The 19,987-nt window shown below is 39.8% G+C and carries 16 protein-coding genes, 1 tRNA gene and 1 pseudogene; 7 read left to right on the top strand and 11 right to left on the bottom strand.

What is annotated here, in order from left to right:
• Positions 1-281: 281 nt before the first annotated feature.
• Positions 282-448, top strand: a pseudogene (locus FH971_RS20680) (ISAs1-like element ISSpu13 family transposase); the annotation flags it as partial.
• 108 nt (positions 449-556) lie between these two features.
• Here the strand turns inward: FH971_RS20680 and FH971_RS02450 are convergent.
• Positions 557-1,255 (bottom strand): hypothetical protein, encoded by a 699-nt coding sequence (locus tag FH971_RS02450; RefSeq protein WP_140233217.1) that lies wholly within the window; start codon positions 1,253-1,255, stop codon positions 557-559.
• A 999-nt stretch (positions 1,256-2,254) separates the two neighbouring features.
• Positions 2,255-2,339 (bottom strand) — tRNA-Leu (locus tag FH971_RS02445).
• A 353-nt stretch (positions 2,340-2,692) separates the two neighbouring features.
• Here FH971_RS02445 and FH971_RS02440 point away from each other — a divergent pair.
• Positions 2,693-2,824 (top strand): DUF3149 domain-containing protein, encoded by a 132-nt coding sequence (locus FH971_RS02440; RefSeq protein WP_137223265.1) that lies wholly within the window; start codon positions 2,693-2,695, stop codon positions 2,822-2,824.
• A gap of 216 nt (positions 2,825-3,040) precedes the next feature.
• Here FH971_RS02440 and FH971_RS02435 read toward each other — a convergent pair whose 3' ends face one another.
• Positions 3,041-3,643: a superinfection exclusion B family protein gene (locus tag FH971_RS02435; protein WP_420853476.1), complete on the bottom strand. Its 603-nt coding sequence runs from the start codon at positions 3,641-3,643 to the stop codon at positions 3,041-3,043.
• Between the two features lie 200 nt (positions 3,644-3,843).
• Complete coding sequence (gene tcdA / locus FH971_RS02430; protein ID WP_420853461.1) at positions 3,844-4,641, bottom strand: tRNA cyclic N6-threonylcarbamoyladenosine(37) synthase TcdA; 798 nt, start codon at positions 4,639-4,641, stop codon at positions 3,844-3,846.
• 609 nt (positions 4,642-5,250) lie between these two features.
• On the opposite strand from tcdA, the gene FH971_RS02425 reads away from it, so the two are divergent.
• Positions 5,251-6,285, top strand: a complete 1,035-nt coding sequence (locus FH971_RS02425; protein ID WP_140233216.1) for a porin — start codon at positions 5,251-5,253, stop codon at positions 6,283-6,285.
• Between the two features lie 386 nt (positions 6,286-6,671).
• Here the strand turns inward: FH971_RS02425 and FH971_RS02420 are convergent, their stop codons facing one another.
• The 4 genes from FH971_RS02420 to FH971_RS02405 are packed head-to-tail and all read right to left on the bottom strand — an operon-like array spanning position 6,672 to position 10,236.
• A complete protein-coding gene (locus FH971_RS02420) occupies positions 6,672-6,989 on the bottom strand; it encodes a putative quinol monooxygenase (RefSeq protein ID WP_140233215.1) in 318 nt (105 codons plus the stop codon).
• Entirely contained in the window at positions 6,989-7,462 is a 474-nt protein-coding gene (locus FH971_RS02415) for a GNAT family N-acetyltransferase (protein WP_140233214.1), read from the bottom strand. Before FH971_RS02415 ends, FH971_RS02420 begins: the two co-directional genes overlap by 1 nt.
• Positions 7,463-7,508: 46 nt before the next feature.
• On the bottom strand, positions 7,509-9,140 hold the full coding sequence (locus FH971_RS02410) for a DHA2 family efflux MFS transporter permease subunit (protein WP_140233213.1): 1,632 nt from the start codon (positions 9,138-9,140) through the stop codon (positions 7,509-7,511).
• 1 nt (position 9,141) lies between these two features.
• On the bottom strand, positions 9,142-10,236 hold the full coding sequence (locus FH971_RS02405) for an HlyD family secretion protein (protein WP_140233212.1): 1,095 nt from the start codon (positions 10,234-10,236) through the stop codon (positions 9,142-9,144).
• Between the two features lie 96 nt (positions 10,237-10,332).
• Between FH971_RS02405 and FH971_RS02400 the strand changes: the two genes are divergently transcribed.
• Together FH971_RS02400 and FH971_RS20620 are read left to right on the top strand one after the other, a co-directional pair.
• A complete protein-coding gene (locus FH971_RS02400) occupies positions 10,333-11,271 on the top strand; it encodes a LysR family transcriptional regulator (protein ID WP_140233211.1) in 939 nt (312 codons plus the stop codon).
• Positions 11,272-11,540: 269 nt separating this feature from the next.
• Complete coding sequence (locus FH971_RS20620; protein ID WP_276611788.1) at positions 11,541-11,663, top strand: hypothetical protein; 123 nt, start codon at positions 11,541-11,543, stop codon at positions 11,661-11,663.
• A gap of 132 nt (positions 11,664-11,795) precedes the next feature.
• On the opposite strand, the gene FH971_RS02395 is transcribed toward FH971_RS20620, so the two are convergent.
• Positions 11,796-14,969: a TonB-dependent receptor gene (locus FH971_RS02395; RefSeq protein ID WP_140233210.1), complete on the bottom strand. Its 3,174-nt coding sequence runs from the start codon at positions 14,967-14,969 to the stop codon at positions 11,796-11,798.
• Between the two features lie 285 nt (positions 14,970-15,254).
• Here FH971_RS02395 and FH971_RS02390 point away from each other — a divergent pair, with 285 nt between their 5' ends.
• A complete protein-coding gene (locus FH971_RS02390) occupies positions 15,255-16,061 on the top strand; it encodes a S1/P1 nuclease (protein ID WP_140233209.1) in 807 nt (268 codons plus the stop codon).
• 47 nt (positions 16,062-16,108) lie between these two features.
• On the opposite strand, the gene FH971_RS02385 is transcribed toward FH971_RS02390, so the two are convergent.
• On the bottom strand, positions 16,109-17,602 hold the full coding sequence (locus FH971_RS02385; protein WP_140233208.1) for an SO_0444 family Cu/Zn efflux transporter: 1,494 nt from the start codon (positions 17,600-17,602) through the stop codon (positions 16,109-16,111).
• Between the two features lie 2 nt (positions 17,603-17,604).
• The gene (gene zntR, locus FH971_RS02380) at positions 17,605-18,066 is read right to left on the bottom strand and encodes a Zn(2+)-responsive transcriptional regulator (protein WP_140233207.1); all 462 of its coding nucleotides are present in this window, start codon (positions 18,064-18,066) and stop codon (positions 17,605-17,607) included.
• A gap of 328 nt (positions 18,067-18,394) precedes the next feature.
• Between zntR and purH the strand changes: the two genes are divergently transcribed.
• Positions 18,395-19,984, top strand: coding sequence for a bifunctional phosphoribosylaminoimidazolecarboxamide formyltransferase/IMP cyclohydrolase (gene purH, locus FH971_RS02375; protein WP_140233206.1), 1,590 nt, complete (start codon positions 18,395-18,397; stop codon positions 19,982-19,984).
• Positions 19,985-19,987 lie beyond the last annotated feature (3 nt).

Raw genomic sequence — 19,987 nt, 5'->3', positions numbered from 1 at the left:
TTGATTGTTATCCTAATATAAATCAATAACATAATGTCATTAACATTAGCTTTCTGGTATTTAGCTCTGGTCATTTCAAGGGCTAAAGCTGGCCAGAGAGTAATGAACTCGAAACATTTAACCTGAAGTGACCCTGCTAACATCGCCTTTTTAGCAATAATATTCAAAGTTAGCAGAGTTTTTAGGGGGTTTTCAAACTATGTCGACTTGATGCACTGGTGAATTAGGCTAATGAGCAACGAATTAGAATAGGGAAACCTTCCATAGTCATCGATGATATAAAGAATAAACCAAAACTCTTTCAAAAACGCGCCTCATCCTTAGATTTAAAATCGGAGTAACTGACATTTAACGCGCTTCGAAGTCAAACACAAACACTTGTTTATACAATAAAAGAAGGTGGTGATTGGATTTTACAAGTCATAAAAATCCTCCCAAACTCTACAAGACTTACAGGCATCATTTGCTCACAACAAAAATGCCATTCGCTTTAAGTGATTGCTACTAGTTATTATCAGCACTTTTTGGCTAAATAAATGAAACGTGATGAGCTTAGTTATTCATTTTCATCTGACTCATCAGCATGAGCAGAGGCTTCAAATTGCTCTACATCGGCTAACTTTCCGAACCAAAAATCTGAGCTGATCATCTTAAACTGACGAGATAAGCCTTCACTTGATACTGATTCTAATTGCCACAAAATCCCTGTGGCTTCAGGAAATTGGGTACCTGTAAGTTGATCTTCATACAATCGATGTAATAATGCATCTGGAGATAACCCTGAGGCCAAAAGACGCACCATCGATGCATGCAATGACTCGTCAAAAATAGTTAAATCATCTGCATCTGTTGCAGTTACATTAACCGTAAATTCAATCCCAGTAGGCTCGGCAAAAACACCATTAAATGCTTCTCTCAATAATGCATAAGCGCTAAAAAAACCTTCATGAAGTAGGCAATCAGAATATTCTTCCCATAACCTATCTCCAACCATATCGTTACTTACTTGATCAATTTTACCCTCTGTTAATTCAGTAAATAAATGAGTCAAAACGATTTTAGCAGCTTCATTTACCTCTAAATCATTAAGGGACATCATGCACATTTCTCTAAGCTCAGCAGCATCCATGCCTTCTAAACCATCATCTAAGCCCATAATTGCCATCAATTGAAGGTAATCTTCATTTGACCAAGCATTAGGGATTTTATTGATTTTACGAAAAGAACCAATTTGCACATTAAATTGCGTTTGCATGGAAACTCCTTCTTATAAGCGTCAAAACATGACTAATACAGATAAACGTAATTCCTCACTTATACAATCGCAATACTGTATAAGCGTGAAAACGGTATGTAATACATTACACCACCCCAAAATAATATTAATGGGTTGATAAATATAAATTTATTTAAAACATATAATATTAATAATTACATTAAACTTTGTTTACATAATATGAATCTAGTCTACACATCAAACAAATCATATTTTGAATGACAACCGCTGACAGAGTCGCCACTCTGCACATGCTGAAACTGCAATGATCCCCTAAGCAATTATTATGAACTTTTATTTTAAAGGTGTGTTTACCAATGTAGGTTTTATAAATTGTGTTGCCTAAAATCACTTCACACATAAATTGCCAATATAGTATGTGATACCAATGCCAATAATTAACTGGTCATTCAGCGGGAGTTCTGCGCCTTCTAGGCAAATATAAGATTGTAGGCATAGTTGTTCTCGACACAGCTCCTGCGTTGCTTTATCTCCTGCATCTGACTGCCATAGATGATGAGAATGTCTTACTTTTTATGGAAAAAATAGACCATGCAGTCGTACGTCAAAATAATATTAAGCATCCTAGAATACTGCAGAAACCCGCCCTTCGGGAGCGACTCAGGCTTACCATTTCGTTGTCGCATTGTTTTACAAGGGAACTACCATTCTTGCAACAATGTGCCGCAAACTGAAATACCTGAGTAACTCTGATTGAACACCTAATTAATGGAATTGATATAAGATCGGCTTACTTGAAACTATTACCCGTTTGCATCGTAGCTAGAACATAACGCGCAGTAGACAAAGATTTTAACTCGTTGTAGTTTGAGGTCAGCCATTTTCTGTTAATTGATTAATCTTATGGCGGCCTATAATGATAGGTTGAGATCGTATTGATAAAGCTAGTAGACACAGAATCAATAAATTAGAGACATAAAAAAACCCCGTTCAATTAAGAACAGGGCTTTCAAATAATGGTACCGGTGGTCGGACTTGAACCGACACGACTTTCGTCAACGGATTTTGAATCCGTCGTGTATACCAATTTCACCACACCGGCAAAGACTTATTAAGCTATATTTAACTTTGCAAAGTAATCTGATTTAGCCAAATATCTTTGCAAACGTATAGTACAATTACTTAATTTACGTTGTCACAATTAAGTGGTGGCGATTATACCTTTGCATGTAATAATCGCAAGCCCTTTACCTATTCTTTTCTTTAAAAAACACTCAATTGCTCAAAAGTTATTCATAGGAACGAATTAAAGTAGGGTAAAGACTTTTTGTGAGCTAATAGACAATTTTACAGAAAAATAACACTACCCAAGCTGAAAATTGATCAAGATCAGTATTACAACATAAATTCCCTTTTACTATGACCTTGATTTCACAATAACAGAGGATATGTAACATGGCATTTTGGTTAGATTTAATGTTTGGAAATCCAATCGGTTTACTGTCCATGATCGTTATTTTCAGCACGATAGGTATTATGTCTTACTTATCGTGGATGTTTATTGTTAAGTCTGCACCTACTAAGTGAGTCTCTTATTAGGCCAAGTTATTTTACTGCTTATTATTCATAGTTAATATGAAAACTTCCTTGCGAAATATACAAAGGCGACTAAACACTACGGTGTTTTTATAGCCGGATTTGGGGGGCTACTTTATTTGCCCCCAATTTTTTTATCCACATCAACCTAAATTCAAAATACAGCTAAAAATACTGCTAAGGTGGCTAATCGCACCTTATACACCGCTATACTGCATGCTTACGCGATTGAACCAATCCATTAATAAAATGTGGTCGCGTCTTTATCAGATAACTCATTTCTTCTGCACTCGGCTCACCTGCTGGTAAACGTAATACATCACGATTTAAATAATTACGTGCTTGCATGGAGATTTTGTATTCCGCTGTTGGTCCTTGTATAGCATAGTGACGCTCATTACCTAGCATTTCGAGGATGCTTGTCTGGACTAAATTCTTAACCGCTAATTCGTTTTGTGGCAGTGTTAGTATTGTTTGCCCTTGCAAAAAGAATTCTCGTAGCAAGGCTCTTTCAGCAGGATCAAGCAACTTCACTTTGGCTTCAATGGTTTCTACGGTACGTTTTTGACGTAAATAAATGATGGATTCATCGACAACAAAGGCGATAATTTGGCTTAAAAAATATGCCACACCAATAATTAACCCTAAGCCAATAAACTGACTGTATTGATTAACAAGTTGGTCTAACGATAAAACCGCCAATAAATGTTTGGGCACAAAGAGCAAACTTGTACATGTTACTACAATCCACGACATTGCACTTACAAACAAGTGTTTGCTATTCAATAACTTGATAGATCTAATTTTCATTTTCATTATAACTTACCCGCAGTGTCAGATTTTTGAACCTACTACGATAAAGCAATATATATGCCAGAAAAATAATAGATACATCCAACTTTATTGATGTTCATTCCTCTTTATCGGGTTTATCTGACTACGCCTGCACGTAAATGTATTCCGTTGGAAATAACGTCATATATTTAACATCTGTACTAAGGGTATTAAGCTTACTTAGCGGCTAATTTGGTTAGCACGCGACTGACCGCAACAAAAGCAAATGTGCCTGTAACCATTGTTATTGCGCCAAAACCAGAAGCACAGTCCATCCGCATGCTACCTTCTGCCGTCGCCTTGGTGTTGCATACACTGCCGTCTGCTTGTGGATATACTAGATGTTGACTCGAAAACACCGCATCTACAGCAAAGCGACGTTGGAGGTTTTTGGTAAAATGATAATCACGACGAAGTATATTGCGCACTTTAGCCAATAAAGGATCTTGGACCGTTTTCGCTAAGTCAGTAACTTGAATTAAGGTTGGATCAGTTTGCCCACCAGCACCACCAATTGTCACTAATGGGATTTTATTGCGTTTACACCAAGCGATTAATCCCGCTTTAGGCTTTACGGCATCAATACAGTCAATCACATAATCAATGTTGCCGTCTTGCGAGACTGGCTTAAAATACTCAGCAAGATTATCTAAGGTAATAAAGTCTTCAATTTCATTAACTATGCATTCTGGATTTATGTCACGAATACGATTTGCCATAACTTCAACTTTCGACTGACCAATGGTTGAGGTTAATGCATGGATTTGACGATTGGTATTAGTGACACAGATATCATCTAAATCAATGAGGGTGATTTGACCAATACCACTTCGCGCTAACGCTTCTGCAGCCCAAGTACCAACACCACCAATACCAACAACAACAACATGAGCTTTAGAAAATGTCGTCAATGCAGGTTGACCATATAAACGGCCGATACCTGCAAAACGATGAGTATAAGATTCTGACAACATTTGGTTACGCCCTAGATTAACAACTATTTTCGCGGCCAATTTTATACGATTTATCCCCAAAGCTAAATGCTTGTCACAACAGGTTTTATATGAATCTTGTTATTGTTAGTTTTAACTCAATGAGCTGCACCAAAACGTTACATTTTTGATTAAATTAATATTGATAATAAAACATTTATTGTCACAATAATCTCAAGCAAAATTCATTTATCAAAAAACGTTCCAAATATGTACAATTTACGACCTAATTAGACTAAAGATATAAAATTTATCATAAAAAATTCACAAAAGTTAAATTAACATGCGCTAAAATAGTGCGATATAACTCACTTAGAGATAGCTAGCTTATTTAAAGCAAAATAGGAACACCCCTAAAGAGGTATATGCAACCCACATTGTCTCTTAATTATACAAATGGTCGCTGTTATCACAGATTTAAATACAAATTTCTAAGTAGGGCCAATTTATTTGATCTAGGCCACACTTTGAAGGTGCCAAATCTGTGAAAATCTGCACCAGATTGTTGCAGAATTTAATCTGCAACCAACTTCACTAACTAAAACCATGAAAAATGGAATATAGAACATAACGTTCTAGGGAGCATGAAAGATGAAAAAGACATTAATCTCTGCATCGGTAGCATCTGTACTTACATTAGTTTCTTTCGCTACACTTGCTGAAGGCCCAAGTTTCTATGGTCGTTTAGATTTATCAGTATCTAACTCTGATGAAGGCGCTACGACTCAAAACGGTAAAGACGGTACTGTATTAGAAAGCAACTTTTCTAACTTAGGTGTGAAAGGTAGTGAAAAAATCAGCAACGGTATTGAGCTTTTATACCAAATGGAATTCCAAGTTGAAAACACTACTCAAACTAAAGATAAGAGTGGTGATGATGTGGTATTTAAAGCACGTAACACATTCTTAGGTTTGAAATCTGATGCAGGTACAGTATTAGTGGGTCGTAACGACACTGTATTTAAACAAACTGAAGGTGGTGTTGATTTATTCGGTAACACGAATGCCGATATGGACCGTTTAGTTGATGACCAAGATCGTGTAGCTGATGGCGTTTGGTACTACTCTCCAATGCTTGGTGGTTTAGTGACATTAAATGCAACGTATTTAATGGATGACAACTACGAAGGTTCAGACGAAGACCAATATGCATTAAGTGCTACAATTGGTGATAAAAAATTCAAAGCGCACAACTATTATTTAGCTGCTGGCTACAACACCATTAATGGAACAGATTCTTATCGTGGTGTTGCACAAGCTAAATTTGGTGACTTTAAAGTAGGCGGTTTATTCCAAAACACTGAAAGCCAAGTAAATGACGAAGATTATAGAGAAGGTAATTCTTTCTTCGTTAACGTAGCTTACGACCTTAACGGCGTAAACTTAAAAGCTGAATACGGTCAAGATGAAGCTGGATTTGGTAAGTACTTTACAAACAGCGTTGCCGAATATGGTACTGATATTAATGTTACCCAAATTACTGTAGGTGCTGATTACCGTGTATCTAAGTCAACATTAGTTTATGGCCACTATGCGATGTATGAAGGCGACCATAAAGTTGGATTAGCGAAAGTTGATTTAGAAGATGACAACATCTTCACTGTTGGCGCACGTTACGACTTCTAATCATTCTGGTATAAGCTTCGGCTAAACACCATAAATGAATAAAAAATGCCAGTCTATGTAGACTGGCATTTTTGTATTTATTATCTTATACCAATCCTATTAAATATGTGATCTTTCAGCGGGAGTTCAAAGTGCTGTAGACAAGGCAGATGATTGAAGCGAATAGTGATTCTATTTTGAAAGCATCTAACGAAGGATAAAGGACTTTGAAACCCGCCAGAATGGAGTCTCTCAGGTATTCCACTTCTGTGTTACATCGATTTAAAAGGGAACAACCATTTCTACATCAATGCGCCTTGAATTAAAAAACCTGAGTGACTCTGAACTGACCAGATATTTAATGAGATTGGTATTATTAACATCTGTGTATATTTGCTCAAAAATGCTTAAGCAATTACCTGGTTAAATACTTCAACATGGTGCGACTCAACCAGCTCAGGCATGACATTATGAAAATAATGTGCAATAGCATCTTTAGCACAATGTTGATCGAACGCCTCACGGCTAGCAAACTTTTCAACAAAGGCGACTTTATTATCGTCTTCAATACTGACATTCAATTCATAACGAATACAGCCTAGCTCACAACGGGTATCGGGCACTAAACTTGCCAACACCGCAATTAAGGCATCACGCTTGCCCGCTTTTGCCACAAATTGGGCCACGCAAACAATCTGTTGGGTGTTAATGGTATAATCTGGCATTATGTTTCCTTAGTTTTATACATTAGCAGCATATCAAGATGTTCAATTCCGTCTTCGAGATACACATCAGAATTAACCACAAATCCAAGCTGTTGATAAAAATGACGTAAATAATCTTGAGCACCAATTTGGATATGGTCTTCAGGCCAGCGATGTTTGGCAATTGCTATTGCTCGCTGCATTAATTGATTTGCAACACCCTGACCTCGCGCCGATTTAGTAACAGCGACACGGCCAATACTTGCTTGAGGGTAACTAATATCGGGCGCTAACACGCGGCTATAAGCCTCTATATCACCCTGTTCATTCACACCCAATAAGTGCCTGGTTTGCGGATGTTTATCTTTTCCATCTAATTCAGAATATGGACAATTTTGCTCCACAACAAAAACATCGACTCGCAATTGTAATAACCCGTAAAGCTGTTCAAGCGTCAATTCAGAAAAACCAACGTCTAACCATTGTACTGTCATCAAAAACCTTATTTATTTCTGCCAAACTCAAGCCATATTAACATGATTAATGTACTTCATTTGGTTCATCAGATGGGTTTTTTTCGGGTGGTTTTCGGATAAACAAAACCGCGATGACAGCAGTGAAAAGAAAACACGCCATGATAAAAAACACGTCATTGTAGGCTTGAATATACGCTTGTTGTGACATATTTTTAGCAAGCAAGGCATAAGCTTGAGCATTAGCACTCACCGCATCAGAACCCGCAATTTGCAATATAGAACTGGTATGTTCTATATAATTATACGCTTGTGAACTAACGGCCGGTAAAGTCTCTTTAATATGCGCCAGATGCCCTCTCGCAAGGTTATCAGTTAACGTCGCCACCATCGCGATACCAAACGCCCCACCTAAATTACGCATCACATTCAATACCGTCGAAGCAGAGGCATTTTCGTGCGGTTTAAGGTGCATTGTTGCTAAAATTCCAATAGGAACCAAAATAAACGGTTGCCCTAAAGCACGCACAATTTGCGAGGTAATCATTTGATCGCCAGCGTAATCAATAGTCATATGGCTATTCATATAATAGCTCGTCGCAAATAACGCAAAACCCAGCGCTGCCAAATAGCGCGGATCAAATTTTTGCATTAATTTTGGCACAAATGGCAGCACTAATAACTGCGGAAAGCCCATCCACATAATCACTTTGCCAATTTCTAACGGCGTATAATCATGAATTTGGGATAAGTACAGCGGGATCATGTAAATGGCACCAAATAGGGCCATACCCAATAAAAAGTAAGCCACTGTGGACAACGCAAAGTCGCGCTGAGCAAGCAAACGGATATTCACTAATGGCTGCGCTTTACGTAACTGGATCCAAATAAATAAACTGATATTAATCGCGGCAATTATGGCGAGATTGCGAATAAGATCAGAGCCAAACCAGTCTTTACGGTTGCCCTCTTCTAACACGACTTCTAAACAGCCCATGCCCAATGCCATGGTGACAATGCCAGAGTAATCGGCATCTCTTAACTTATCCCAAATAATCGATTGGCGCTCTAAACCATAAGCCAACATCGCCATCACTAATAAACCTGGCGGAACATTGATGTAGAATAAATAATGCCAGCTAAATTGTTCGGTAAGCCAGCCTCCTAATGTTGGGCCAATAGACGGTGCAAATGTGGCCGTCACCCCAAACAATGCCATCCCCATGGCGCGCTTATTGTCAGGTAAAAACTCAAGGATCAGTCTAAATGCCAATGGAATTAATGCCCCGCCAAAGAACCCTTGCAAAGCCCGAAAAGCGATCATCGATTCAAGGTTCCAGGACATTGAACATAATACCGACGCGACAATAAAAGCTGCTGTGGTCCACAGTAAATAACGACGAGTAGATAATCCTGTACTCAACCAACCTGAGAGCGGGATAGCGATCATTTCAGCCACTAAATAAGCCGTGGCAATCCAACTACTTTCTTCTAGCGTCGCCCCCAAGCTGCCCTGAATCTCTTTCATCGACGCGTTGGTGATTTGAATATCCAAAATCGCCATAAACGCACCAATTAATCCACCAATAACCGCTACCCAAGATCGAAAACTTCCCCGCTGATAACCTGTCGGTTTGTTATCTAAGGTATTATTAGGATGAACTTCAGAAGTATTTACCTCTGCAGCTGACTGGCTCATATTAGTGTCCTGCTGTCACAGGTGCTTGCTGGCCAACTGATGACTTAGCTAGTGCGTGTGATTGGGTCGCAGATTCAGTATCAACTTTAACCACGGCACTTAATCCAGGCAAAATACGCCCAACAGTTGATAATGGTTGATCGCGCTCAAGACGAATACGGACCGGAATACGCTGAACAATTTTAGTGAAATTACCGGTAGCATTCTCAGTGGGTAACAAACTAAATTTAGAACCTGACGCAGGTGCTAAACTGTCAATAAAACCATTAAAAATATCATCAGGATAAGCATCTAAACTAACTTTTACATGTTGACCAGGTTGCATATGCTCTATTTGAGTTTCTTTAAAGTTAGCCGTTATCCACACTTGTGAGTCTGGTACTAAACTGAACAGGGCTTGTCCTGGCTGTACATATTGGCCCACTAAGGCACCACGTTTACCAATAATGCCGGAAAATGGTGCCGTAATACGTGTATCAGCTAACTGAATATTAGCCAGCTCTACACTGGCTTTGGCTTGATCAACATCAGCATGAACTTCCAACAACTGTGCATTAAATACCGACAATTCACGCTGCTTCGCCACAAGTGCAGCTTGCGCTTCGTCTACATGAGCAGAAGCCGAGTCAAAGTTGGCTTGCAGTTGATCCACATCATTTTGCGAGCTGTAATTACTGGCTTTTAGCTTTTGTGAACGCGCAAGTTGCTGTTTGGCAATTAATTGTTCAGACTGAGATGCCACAACAGCTGCCTTAGCTTGGTTAATTAATGCTTGTTGCAAATCAACTTTAGCTGCCAGAGTTTGTAAGTTAGCTTTCGAGCTGGCTAGCACCGCTTGGCTTTGTGCTAGCTTGGCGACAAACTGGCTGTCTTCCAGCTGTGCTAATAATTCACCTGCATTGACATGCTGATTATCAACCACAGTAGACTGCACAATATAGCCTGGTACTTTGACACTAATGTTAGAAATGTCTGTCTCAACATAGGCGTTATCCGTTGACTCGATATAACGAACTTGTGACCACCAATAAACGCCTGCAACAACTAACGCTAAAATAATACTTGGTACTAACACTAACCGCTTATTGATAGACATGTTTGACTCCTAATTTATTCTGCTCTAGTTTACTACTGTTTCCTCTACTTTATTAGATAGTAAAAATTCAACCTACTGTTCCACAGGTGTAACAATATGGATCTCAATCGTGTTCAAATATTCTCGCAAGTTGTAGAGCAAGGCAGCTTTACTGGTGCAGCTAAAGCACTTGGGATAACCAAAGCGACGGTAAGCCGTAAGGTGGCAGACTTAGAAGCCGATGCTGGTGTACAGCTGTTGTTTCGAACGACAAGGGCGTTAAAGCTCACTGAAGCTGGGTCGAGTTATTACCATCGCATCAATAAAATTTTGCAAGATTTACAAAATGCTCAAGATCTTCTCAGCGCTAGCCAACAAGACATTAAAGGCAATTTAAAAGTGATTTGTCCTATCGAGTTAGGCCAATTATTTTTAGGTCGTATTTTTGCTCGGTTTCTGGCGGCTTACCCCAACATTACCATTGATGCTGAACTGACAAATCGAAAGGTAGATGTAATTGAAGAAGGGGTCGATTTTCTGTTTCAAATTACTGAGCAACAAGACTCAAGGTTGCAAAGTTATTCACTTGTTACGGCCAGTCGAGTATTGATGGCAAGCCCGAATTACCTACAGAAACATGGCACGCCATTGGTTCCACAAGATTTAATACACCACACAGCAATAAAATTACAATCCGCCCATATAGATGGCGGTTGGCGTATTTTTGATGGAACTCATTGGCTTGACCTTGATCCGCCCGCACAGCTTAAAGTCAATAATGTCACTTTTGCCAGAGAAGCCGCTATTGAAGGATTAGGCATTACGGCCGTACCAGTATTTATTGCACAAGAAGCCATAGCTAATCAACAACTAGTGCCAATTTTGGAAGACTTCCCAATGATGCAAACTAAAGTAACATTGAGTTTTCCTCAACGAGTATATTTACCTAGAAAATACCGCGTTTTTGTAGAGTTTTTATATACTGCATTGTTTGATCGTTGGAATGAAGGAGTGCTTGAGGTTCCAGATTTTGTGACTCGCAAATCTCATAATTAAAAAAACGTTTTTAAGCATAAAATAATCTATAGGATATATAGCTATTTTTAACTAACTAGGTGCTATTATCAAATGTGTCGGGTGATTAATGTTCATCTTCTGGATAGGTTATTTCACCCCAGTATTCGCAATATCAATGATAAGTTTGGTTCAATAAATTGTTCAAATTCTAAGTGAGTATCAGGTGACTGATTAATAAGCACATTTGGTACTGATAACAAGAATTTCATTAAGTTAGTTACGCATTATGCATACTAGGAGTAATACAAATGAGCAAAGAACGTAATAATTCAAAAGAAGCGAAGAAGAAACCGGCAATGTCTTTAAAAGAGAAACGTGCAGCCAAGCACGCTAAACATGTTCCTGAAAATATTGCTAGTAATATCAAGTAGTTCATAAATAGTTTTTATAAAGATATTTATTTATAAAAAGCTTCATTTACACATTATAGCAACATAAAAATACCGAGCATTTGCTCGGTATTTTTGTTCGTACACCATTCAACAGTGATTAATTAACCAATATTAAAACTTGTACTTCACACCTACTTTAAGTTGCCAAGCAGACTGATTGATATCATAAGTGTTGTGATTACTGGTTTCGATACCATCTTGACCATAGGGTACTGAATATGTATAAACACCAGTATCAGCATTATAGTCATGATCAACCAATTTAGCCGTATTGTAGCTTTGGTATTCAACCACGCCCCAATCATCATTCACTAGGTTAAGCACATTTTTGATATCAAAGTATAAAATACCTTTATGCTCATCAGTAAACCCTGGTAATTCTTGAGTAAAACGGAAGTCCAACTGGTGGATCCATGGTTGGTTGTCAGTACCTTTGGGAGCAATACTTCCTGCATATTCACTTAAACCAATTTCATCAATGGCCGCTTTAAATTCCTCATAAGTCAATCCACCAGCATACTCGACATTGGCATCATCAGCCCCTGTTGGAATATAAGGTAAGTAATATGATGAACTAGAAAAATAGCTTTGGTCACCTAAATTACCATCACGATATGAACCTAGTGCCCATGTTACTGGACTACCTTCTCTCGCCTCATAGAATAAATTAAAGCTTGAGTTGTAACCTGCTACAAATTCCACGTCATAACCTAAGCTGAACGTGAAACGATGTGGTGTTTCATAATACCCAGTTCCCATGGTTGTGCCATTACGATCGTATTGCACTGGAGTATATTGGTAGTTAGATGTTGCTGTAGAAGATGAACCTTGGTTGCCTTCTTTAACTGAGTTATAAGCATAACCAGCACGCATGCTAAGGCCCATATCCCACTCTTTAGCAATAGAGAAGCTCAATGTTTTACTTGAACCATCATCTTCAGCATTGGTTAACATTAGGTCATAACGTTCAGTATTACCGCCAGCACCATTATTAGCTAATGGGTCCCATGTTTCATACACAACACGCCCAGTACCATCAACATTGACTTCGCGACGGGCTAAGTCAACCCACGCTAAGTCATTTTCTTTTTGGATATATAAAAATTCACCGCCTACAAACCAATCATCACCTAAGGCACCTAAATCCCACGTACTGTCAAAACCAATACTTGCACGCCAGTCAGAAGGTAATTCAAAGTTAGGATCAATAGCATTGACGTTACCATCACCACCCACTAAACCCGTTTGAGCCTCAGTTGGAACATTAGCAAAATCAGGCGTTCCCCAAGTGTCATTCCAACCTTCGTTATAACTTAATAAGCTATTGCCATCATTTGAAAAACTATTTGAAATCCATACTGACGGAGAACCACCACTGTATCGACCCACACCACCGTATAAGGTCACATCATCGCTTAATAAATATTTAAGTCCCACACGCGGTAACCAAATATCTTGGCCATCTAAGGTTTCGTTGTTAGAAAATCCATATCGACTAACAAAATTATCATTTAACGTAGGTGCGTCAGACATACTAATTGTTTCATAACGCATGCCGAACGTAAGCTCTAAATCTTCAGTAATATCCCATGAATCTTCAACAAACAACGCTAAAGTGTCCATGTTATAACTAGCACTTAAATCATTCACATTAGCAGAAATGGCATTTTGATAATTAAAATCACCTACCGCGCCATTTTCAAAGTCGTCAATAGAATCAAACTCCCAAGTACCCAGTACATCTTGAGCAAACAAGTTAAATACTTCAACGCTATTATATTGCACACCAAAGCCAATATCATGGTCACCTAAATAGTAGTCACCTACAAAGCGTAGCTCAAGATTTTGATTATTTAATTCATTTGCTTGGCGAGATCTATCGGTGCCAAAAATTATGTTGTCACCTGAATCTTCGTAGGTTTGCACTGTCACCATACCAATGCCTAAATCATCAATTGTTTTCGATTTAGTGGTCGTATCTTTGTAAGCAATTTTGATTTCTGTACTAAAATCGTCAGTCCAATCGCTGTATAAATTTGCTGCGTAAGTCTCTAAGGTTTCTTCTTTGTCATACCAAGTACTTGATAATTTTAATGACGAATCACTCGATGACATGTTGTTAGTTAAATTACCTATGGTCGATTGGTAAGTAAAACTGGCACGATGTTGGTCATTAATGTTCCAATCTATTTTAGCTAAGATCTTTTCATCTTTTTCTTGTGGTGAGGTGGTATAACCGCCAATGCTTTCAAGACCATAAACAGACTGAGCGATTTGTTGAACCTGAGTAAGTTCTTCTGACGTTATATCTGACTCATTGGCAAAACCGCCGCCTTGTGGTCCCCATTCTGCCGACTTTGGCGCATCAAAATTCTCATATGAACCAAAGAAAAATAACGTATCTTTAATTAAAGGAAAGCCAACTGTTCCACCAAATGTGGTTTCTTCAAAATCTTGGGTTAATGATTCGCCAGTGTCTTGATCTTTACCATCACCCGCCATGCTGTCATTGGTAGTTTCCCAAAAAACGGTACCGGATAAATCATTGGTACCCGACTTAGTTACCGCATTAATTTGTGCACCGGTAAAACCACCACTGCGAGCAGAATAAGGTGATACATTAAGCGCAACACTCTCTACTGCATCAATAGAAATAGGTGAACGCTGAGTTGGATAGCCATTTGAATTAAGTCCAAAATCATCGTTTTGAGAAATACCATCTACAACAAAAGTGTTAAACCGTGGGTTCATGCCCGCCACGCTCATTGAAATACCATCTGTACCCACAACCGCCATTGGGTTTTGGCGCAACACATCTTTTAAATCACGGTTAATACCGGGCGCGTTAGCGATATCTTGCTCACCAAAATCACTGTTACCGCCAGCGCTGCGGTGAAAAATTGCACTGCCAACGACGCCAACACGTTCCATATTGGTCACATTTTCTAGCGTCCGGTTAAAACGGAATGTTTCGCCCAATCCAAGGTATACATTACCTTCCTCGGTATCTGCAAATGCATCAGAGTCGACTTTAATAATGTAAGGACCGCCAACACGTAATCCTCGAGCGGTAAATTGACCCGAAGCACTTACTGGCACTTCAGTAACTGTGCCTGTTGGTTGGTGGATAATAGTAATTTTTGCATCGGTAACGGCATTACCCGCAGGCCCAACAATATGACCTCGGATATCAGATGCGGTATCAGCCGCCATTGCTGGTAAAGCAATTCCCATAGCAAAACATGTCGCTAGCGCGAGACGACTCATCTTATGATTAAACAACATTTCAGACCCCTGAATATTTTAGTGTTTAGTTACCCTTTTATCGGGCTTAGTAAATCAATAGAGCAAAAACTTCAGGGCGAAGCTTAGAGAGAATATGTTGCATTTTAATGTCATTTTTAAACGAAGTAAGTAACAGTAAAACAACCTTGGAGTAACACATAAATGTCATATAGTTGCTATATAGTCGCGACTTAAGTCTGTGTCACGGAACAAAAATCATTTTGTAAGCGGGCACATTAAAGACGCCGCTCTTGCCTTAGAAACAACAATGAATTGGGAAGTTTTATGAAATCGTCTGTTTTACTGAATAACATGTTACTGCTTGCTGGCAGTGTATTTATCAGCCTAACACTCAGCACTCCAGCTGAAGCATTTGGTCAATTAGGCCATAGAATTGTGGGCCAAATCGCTCAAGACAATTTAATCCCAAAAGCCCAACAGAAAATAAACCAACTAACGGATGGCGAAAGCTTAGCGCAGATATCGACTTGGGCAGATGAAATTCGCTCCGATAAAACTTGGGATCGTGCGGCGCCATGGCATTATATTTCAATTGAAGACGATGAGACTTGGCAAAGCGTCAAACGCAATCCTGATGGCGATATCATCGAAAGTTTGCAACGTTTTGAAAAAGTATTAAAAAATCCTAAAGCAAGTCAGCAAGATAAGTGGCAAGCATTAGCATTTTACGTACACTTTGTTGGTGATATTCACCAACCTCTTCATGTTGGCCACAGCCATGATAAAGGTGGAAATACAATAAAAATCAAATGGTTTGGTGATGACACTAATCTACATACTGTGTGGGACAGCAAACTAATTGAACAGCAACAATTAAGTTACACAGAATACAGCCATTTTTTAAACCGCATTACAGATAAACAACGCACTTTGTGGGTAGGGAAAAGCTATTTTCAATGGGCTGATGAGTCTAAACAACTAAGAGAAAATACCTACCAATTAGAAAAGAATTATCAAGGCGAAGATGACTTACGTTTTCACTATGTATTTATTAATACGCCGATTATCGAACAACGTTTACAGCAGGCAGGCATCAGATTAGCAGAAAAACTTAACGCGATTTTTGGCTAGACAAGGTTTGGTGAGCACATATTGGTTAATCTATTTTGACTCATTCATTATGAGCAACAACTTTTTTCTTTATTACCTTTTGGGATCATGTCCCACAAGACTTTGGCCATTAACACAGCAAGCACGATGCCAGAAACGGCCACTACACCAGCTGGCAATAAAGCATGTTCTTCACCTATTTGCGGCATGACTTCAAAACCAAACGTGTCGACTAAGTAATTGACCAACACACCAAACACCAGCGACACCCCAATCACGCCCCCTAAATAGCCATACAATGCGCGTTTACCTAATTCTTTAGTTACCACGCCTAAGGTGGCAATATTGGTCGCTGGCCCTGCCATCATAAAGACTAATACCGCACCAGGCGACACACCTGCTAATAGCAAACCAGCAGCAATAGGCGTTGAGGCAGTAGCGCAGATATACATAGGAATCGACACTAATACCATCACTAACATCGCCAAAATACCATCGCCCCATTTAACCAAAAAGTCAGTTGGTACATACGTTTGTACTAGTGCAGCAAAAAATAGTCCCACTAATAACCACAACGTTGTGTCTCTAACCAAATCGGTGGCTGCATAATGTAAGCCAGATAATACTCGACTAAACACGCTGTTGTGCTTCAGTTCTGTTGCCAAATCTTGAGTTGAAGCGCAGCAACTGGCTTCGTCATTACTTTCGCTCGGCGCATGGCTTACCACTTTAGCGGCACAACAGCTACTTGTGGGTGCCACTTCAGCTTGTGAGTCGGTTTTGCTACTGCAACAGCTTGATGCCGTTTCGACTTTTACTTTACTACTACAACACCCTGAAGGTGTAGATTCAATAGGTTTATCAGTTGCTTTGCTGCTACAACAGCTACTCTGTTTCGCTTCTAAAACATTGCCAGTTAGCGAACTCGCTGGCGCCATTGGGCTCAACACCGATTGATGCTTAACTGCTTCTGGTTTAATCGCAGTCATTTTTACGCTAGCATTTTGCATGTTGCTAGTGGCTGTTTTACATGTTGATTTTATTTCAGAGCCGCTATCAGAGCTAGTAGTTGATTTGGACCCACAGCATGATGAAACCGGTTTGGCACTCGTTGTTGAATCATTTGCCGTTTGTGCTTTAACAGATGTTGACGCAGGAATACCATCATCGTCATCACGCCCCACCAATAAACCCGCTACTATGGCACTGGTAATAGCTGCAATAGGTCGCACTATGGCCATAAAAGGTCCAAGTAATACATACGACACAGTAATTGAATCAACTCCCGTTTCTGGTGTCGACACTAAAAACGAAGTCGTTGCCGCTTTTGAAGCTCCAGCGCGACGCAAACCTACTGCGGCTGGAATAACGCCACACGAGCATAAAGGTAAAGGTGCGCCTAATAATGCAGCTTTCACTACGGTTTTCATTCCATGCCCACCAAGTTGCTTTTGCATCCATACCATAGGCACAAACACTTTAAGCAACCCAGCTAGCACCAAACCCAGTAATAACCATGGTGCGGATTCTAAAAATAAGTGCATAAAATTGGTCAATAACATAATTAGTCCTTATGACCTGATGAGGCAAAATGATGATGTTCTTTTTTGGCAATAATATGCTTATCTGACGACTCTAACGCTTCGAGTATTGAGCAATGCTCAGCACTATCAGGGCCGCCACAACAGGTATTCGATAAACTTTTCAGCGAAGTCGCAAAATGTTGCAACTCAGCTAATTTGGCTTCTACTTGCTCAAGCTTGGTATCGACTACACCTTTTACTTCAGCGCAGGCACGGTTAGACCTATCAACTTCAATAGACAATAACTCGGTAATATCGTTAAGTGAAAAACCGACAGCCTTGGCACGTAATATAAATTTAAGTCGTTCAGAATCGCTGTGGTTATACAATCGATATCCGGCATCAGATCGGCTTGATGGCGACAGCAAACCGTGCTTTTCGTAAAACCGTAATGTGTCAGCCTTAATGTCGTACAAGGCAGACAGTTCACCTATTCGGTACATATTTCAACCTCAGATAGAGATAAATTTTAGCATTAGGTACTCCAAATTATACATTAGTATAAACCTTAGAGTTACATCCAAGGTCAAGGGTTGTTCAACGATTATCTTTATGTATCTTTGTTCTTATTTCAATATTGTGAAATCACACAGAAAAAACACCCAATAGAAGCGGTTTACGATAAAATACGCCCGCCAGAATCACAATGCAATCAGTCTAGAAGGTGTTAAACAATCAAAACACACCATGAGGGACTTTGGTAAAGCGGATTTTTGATGACTCTGTTTTACGAAAGATCCTTAAAATCTAACTAGTGGACCCTGTACCTACATGAATAATGTCAGACCAATTCGTCGCGCGCTATTAAGCGTATCAGATAAAACTGGAATCCTTGAATTTGCACAAGCGCTGCATGCACAAGGTGTTGAACTCCTATCTACGGGCGGTACTGCAAAATTACTTGCAGACAATAACATCCCGGTAATTGAGGTTTCTGACTACACTGGTCATCCAGAAATTATGGATGGTCGTGTTAAAACCCTACATCCAAAAATCCACGGCGGCATTTTAGCCCGTCGCGGTATTGACGAAATCGTCATGGAACAAAATGCCATTAACCCAATCGATTTGGTTGCGGTTAACCTATACCCATTTGCTCAAACTGTAGCAAAACCAGGTTGCACTTTAGCGGATGCAGTCGAGAACATCGACATTGGCGGCCCTACCATGGTTCGTTCTACAGCTAAAAACCACAAAGACACCACAATTGTGGTTAATGCTAAAGACTACAGCCGCGTCATCACAGAGATGCAAGCCAACAACGGCAGCACTACACTCGCAACACGTTTTGACTTAGCCATTGCAGCCTTTGAACACACCGCTGCATATGACGGTATGATTGCTAATTATTTTGGCACCATGGTTCCTGCACACAGCACTGACGAATGTCATGATGATTCAACATTTCCACGTACTTTCAATAGTCAGTTTGTAAAAAAACAAGACTTACGTTACGGTGAAAACAGTCATCAAAAAGCGGCATTTTACGTCGACACGCAAATTGATGAAGCCTCTGTTGCCAGTGCTATTCAGCTACAAGGTAAGGCTTTGTCTTACAACAATATCGCCGATACCGATTCAGCTCTTGAATGTGTAAAAGAATTCGAAGGCCCAGCCTGCGTTATTGTTAAGCATGCCAACCCTTGTGGTGTGGCATTAGGCGCTAACTTGTTAGAAGCTTATGACCGCGCATTTAAAACTGACCCAACATCAGCATTTGGTGGCATCATCGCCTTTAACCAAGAGTTAGATGCTCAAACGGCACAAGCGATTGTTGACCGTCAGTTTGTTGAAGTCATCATTGCCCCTAAAGTCAGCCAAGCCGCACGCGATATCATTGCAGCAAAAGCTAACGTGCGTTTATTAGAATGTGGTGAATGGAACACTAAAACAACTTCACTTGACTACAAACGCGTTAACGGTGGTTTGTTAGTACAAGACCGCGATCAAGGTATGGTGAGTTTAACCGACGTTAAAGTGGTATCGAAGCGTCAACCAACCGCTGAACAATTAAAAGACTTAATGTTCTGCTGGAAAGTGGCTAAGTTTGTTAAATCTAACGCCATTGTTTACGCCAAAGATGGTATGACCATTGGTGTCGGCGCAGGCCAAATGAGCCGCGTTTATTCTGCTAAGATTGCGGGCATTAAAGCTGCCGATGAAGGCTTAGTGGTTGAAAACTCAGTAATGGCATCAGATGCGTTTTTCCCATTCCGTGATGGTATTGACGCAGCTGCAGCAGCGGGTATTAGTTGTATCATCCAACCGGGTGGTTCAATCCGCGATGAAGAAATCATCGCCGCAGCAGACGAGCACGGTATGGCCATGGTGTTTACTGGCATGCGTCACTTCCGCCACTAATAA

Origin of the sequence: Shewanella polaris, assembly GCF_006385555.1 — a bacterium.
GTDB classification, from domain to species: Bacteria; Pseudomonadota; Gammaproteobacteria; order Enterobacterales; family Shewanellaceae; genus Shewanella; species Shewanella polaris.
The sequence above is the reverse complement of the archived record's forward strand: the minus strand, read 5'-3'. Positions and strand labels throughout refer to the sequence as shown.

Coding starts and splice junctions, on each gene's coding strand:
- FH971_RS02450 (WP_140233217.1), bottom strand. CDS start 1,255: ATGCAAACGCAATTTAATGTGCAAATTGGTTCTTTTCGTAAAATCAAT.
- FH971_RS02440 (WP_137223265.1), top strand. CDS start 2,693: ATGGCATTTTGGTTAGATTTAATGTTTGGAAATCCAATCGGTTTACTG.
- FH971_RS02435 (WP_420853476.1), bottom strand. CDS start 3,643: ATGAAAATTAGATCTATCAAGTTATTGAATAGCAAACACTTGTTTGTA.
- tcdA (WP_420853461.1), bottom strand. CDS start 4,641: ATGTTGTCAGAATCTTATACTCATCGTTTTGCAGGTATCGGCCGTTTA.
- FH971_RS02425 (WP_140233216.1), top strand. CDS start 5,251: ATGAAAAAGACATTAATCTCTGCATCGGTAGCATCTGTACTTACATTA.
- FH971_RS02420 (WP_140233215.1), bottom strand. CDS start 6,989: ATGCCAGATTATACCATTAACACCCAACAGATTGTTTGCGTGGCCCAA.
- FH971_RS02415 (WP_140233214.1), bottom strand. CDS start 7,462: ATGACAGTACAATGGTTAGACGTTGGTTTTTCTGAATTGACGCTTGAA.
- FH971_RS02410 (WP_140233213.1), bottom strand. CDS start 9,140: ATGAGCCAGTCAGCTGCAGAGGTAAATACTTCTGAAGTTCATCCTAAT.
- FH971_RS02405 (WP_140233212.1), bottom strand. CDS start 10,236: ATGTCTATCAATAAGCGGTTAGTGTTAGTACCAAGTATTATTTTAGCG.
- FH971_RS02400 (WP_140233211.1), top strand. CDS start 10,333: ATGGATCTCAATCGTGTTCAAATATTCTCGCAAGTTGTAGAGCAAGGC.
- FH971_RS20620 (WP_276611788.1), top strand. CDS start 11,541: ATGAGCAAAGAACGTAATAATTCAAAAGAAGCGAAGAAGAAACCGGCA.
- FH971_RS02395 (WP_140233210.1), bottom strand. CDS start 14,969: ATGTTGTTTAATCATAAGATGAGTCGTCTCGCGCTAGCGACATGTTTT.
- FH971_RS02390 (WP_140233209.1), top strand. CDS start 15,255: ATGAAATCGTCTGTTTTACTGAATAACATGTTACTGCTTGCTGGCAGT.
- FH971_RS02385 (WP_140233208.1), bottom strand. CDS start 17,602: ATGTTATTGACCAATTTTATGCACTTATTTTTAGAATCCGCACCATGG.
- zntR (WP_140233207.1), bottom strand. CDS start 18,066: ATGTACCGAATAGGTGAACTGTCTGCCTTGTACGACATTAAGGCTGAC.
- purH (WP_140233206.1), top strand. CDS start 18,395: ATGAATAATGTCAGACCAATTCGTCGCGCGCTATTAAGCGTATCAGAT.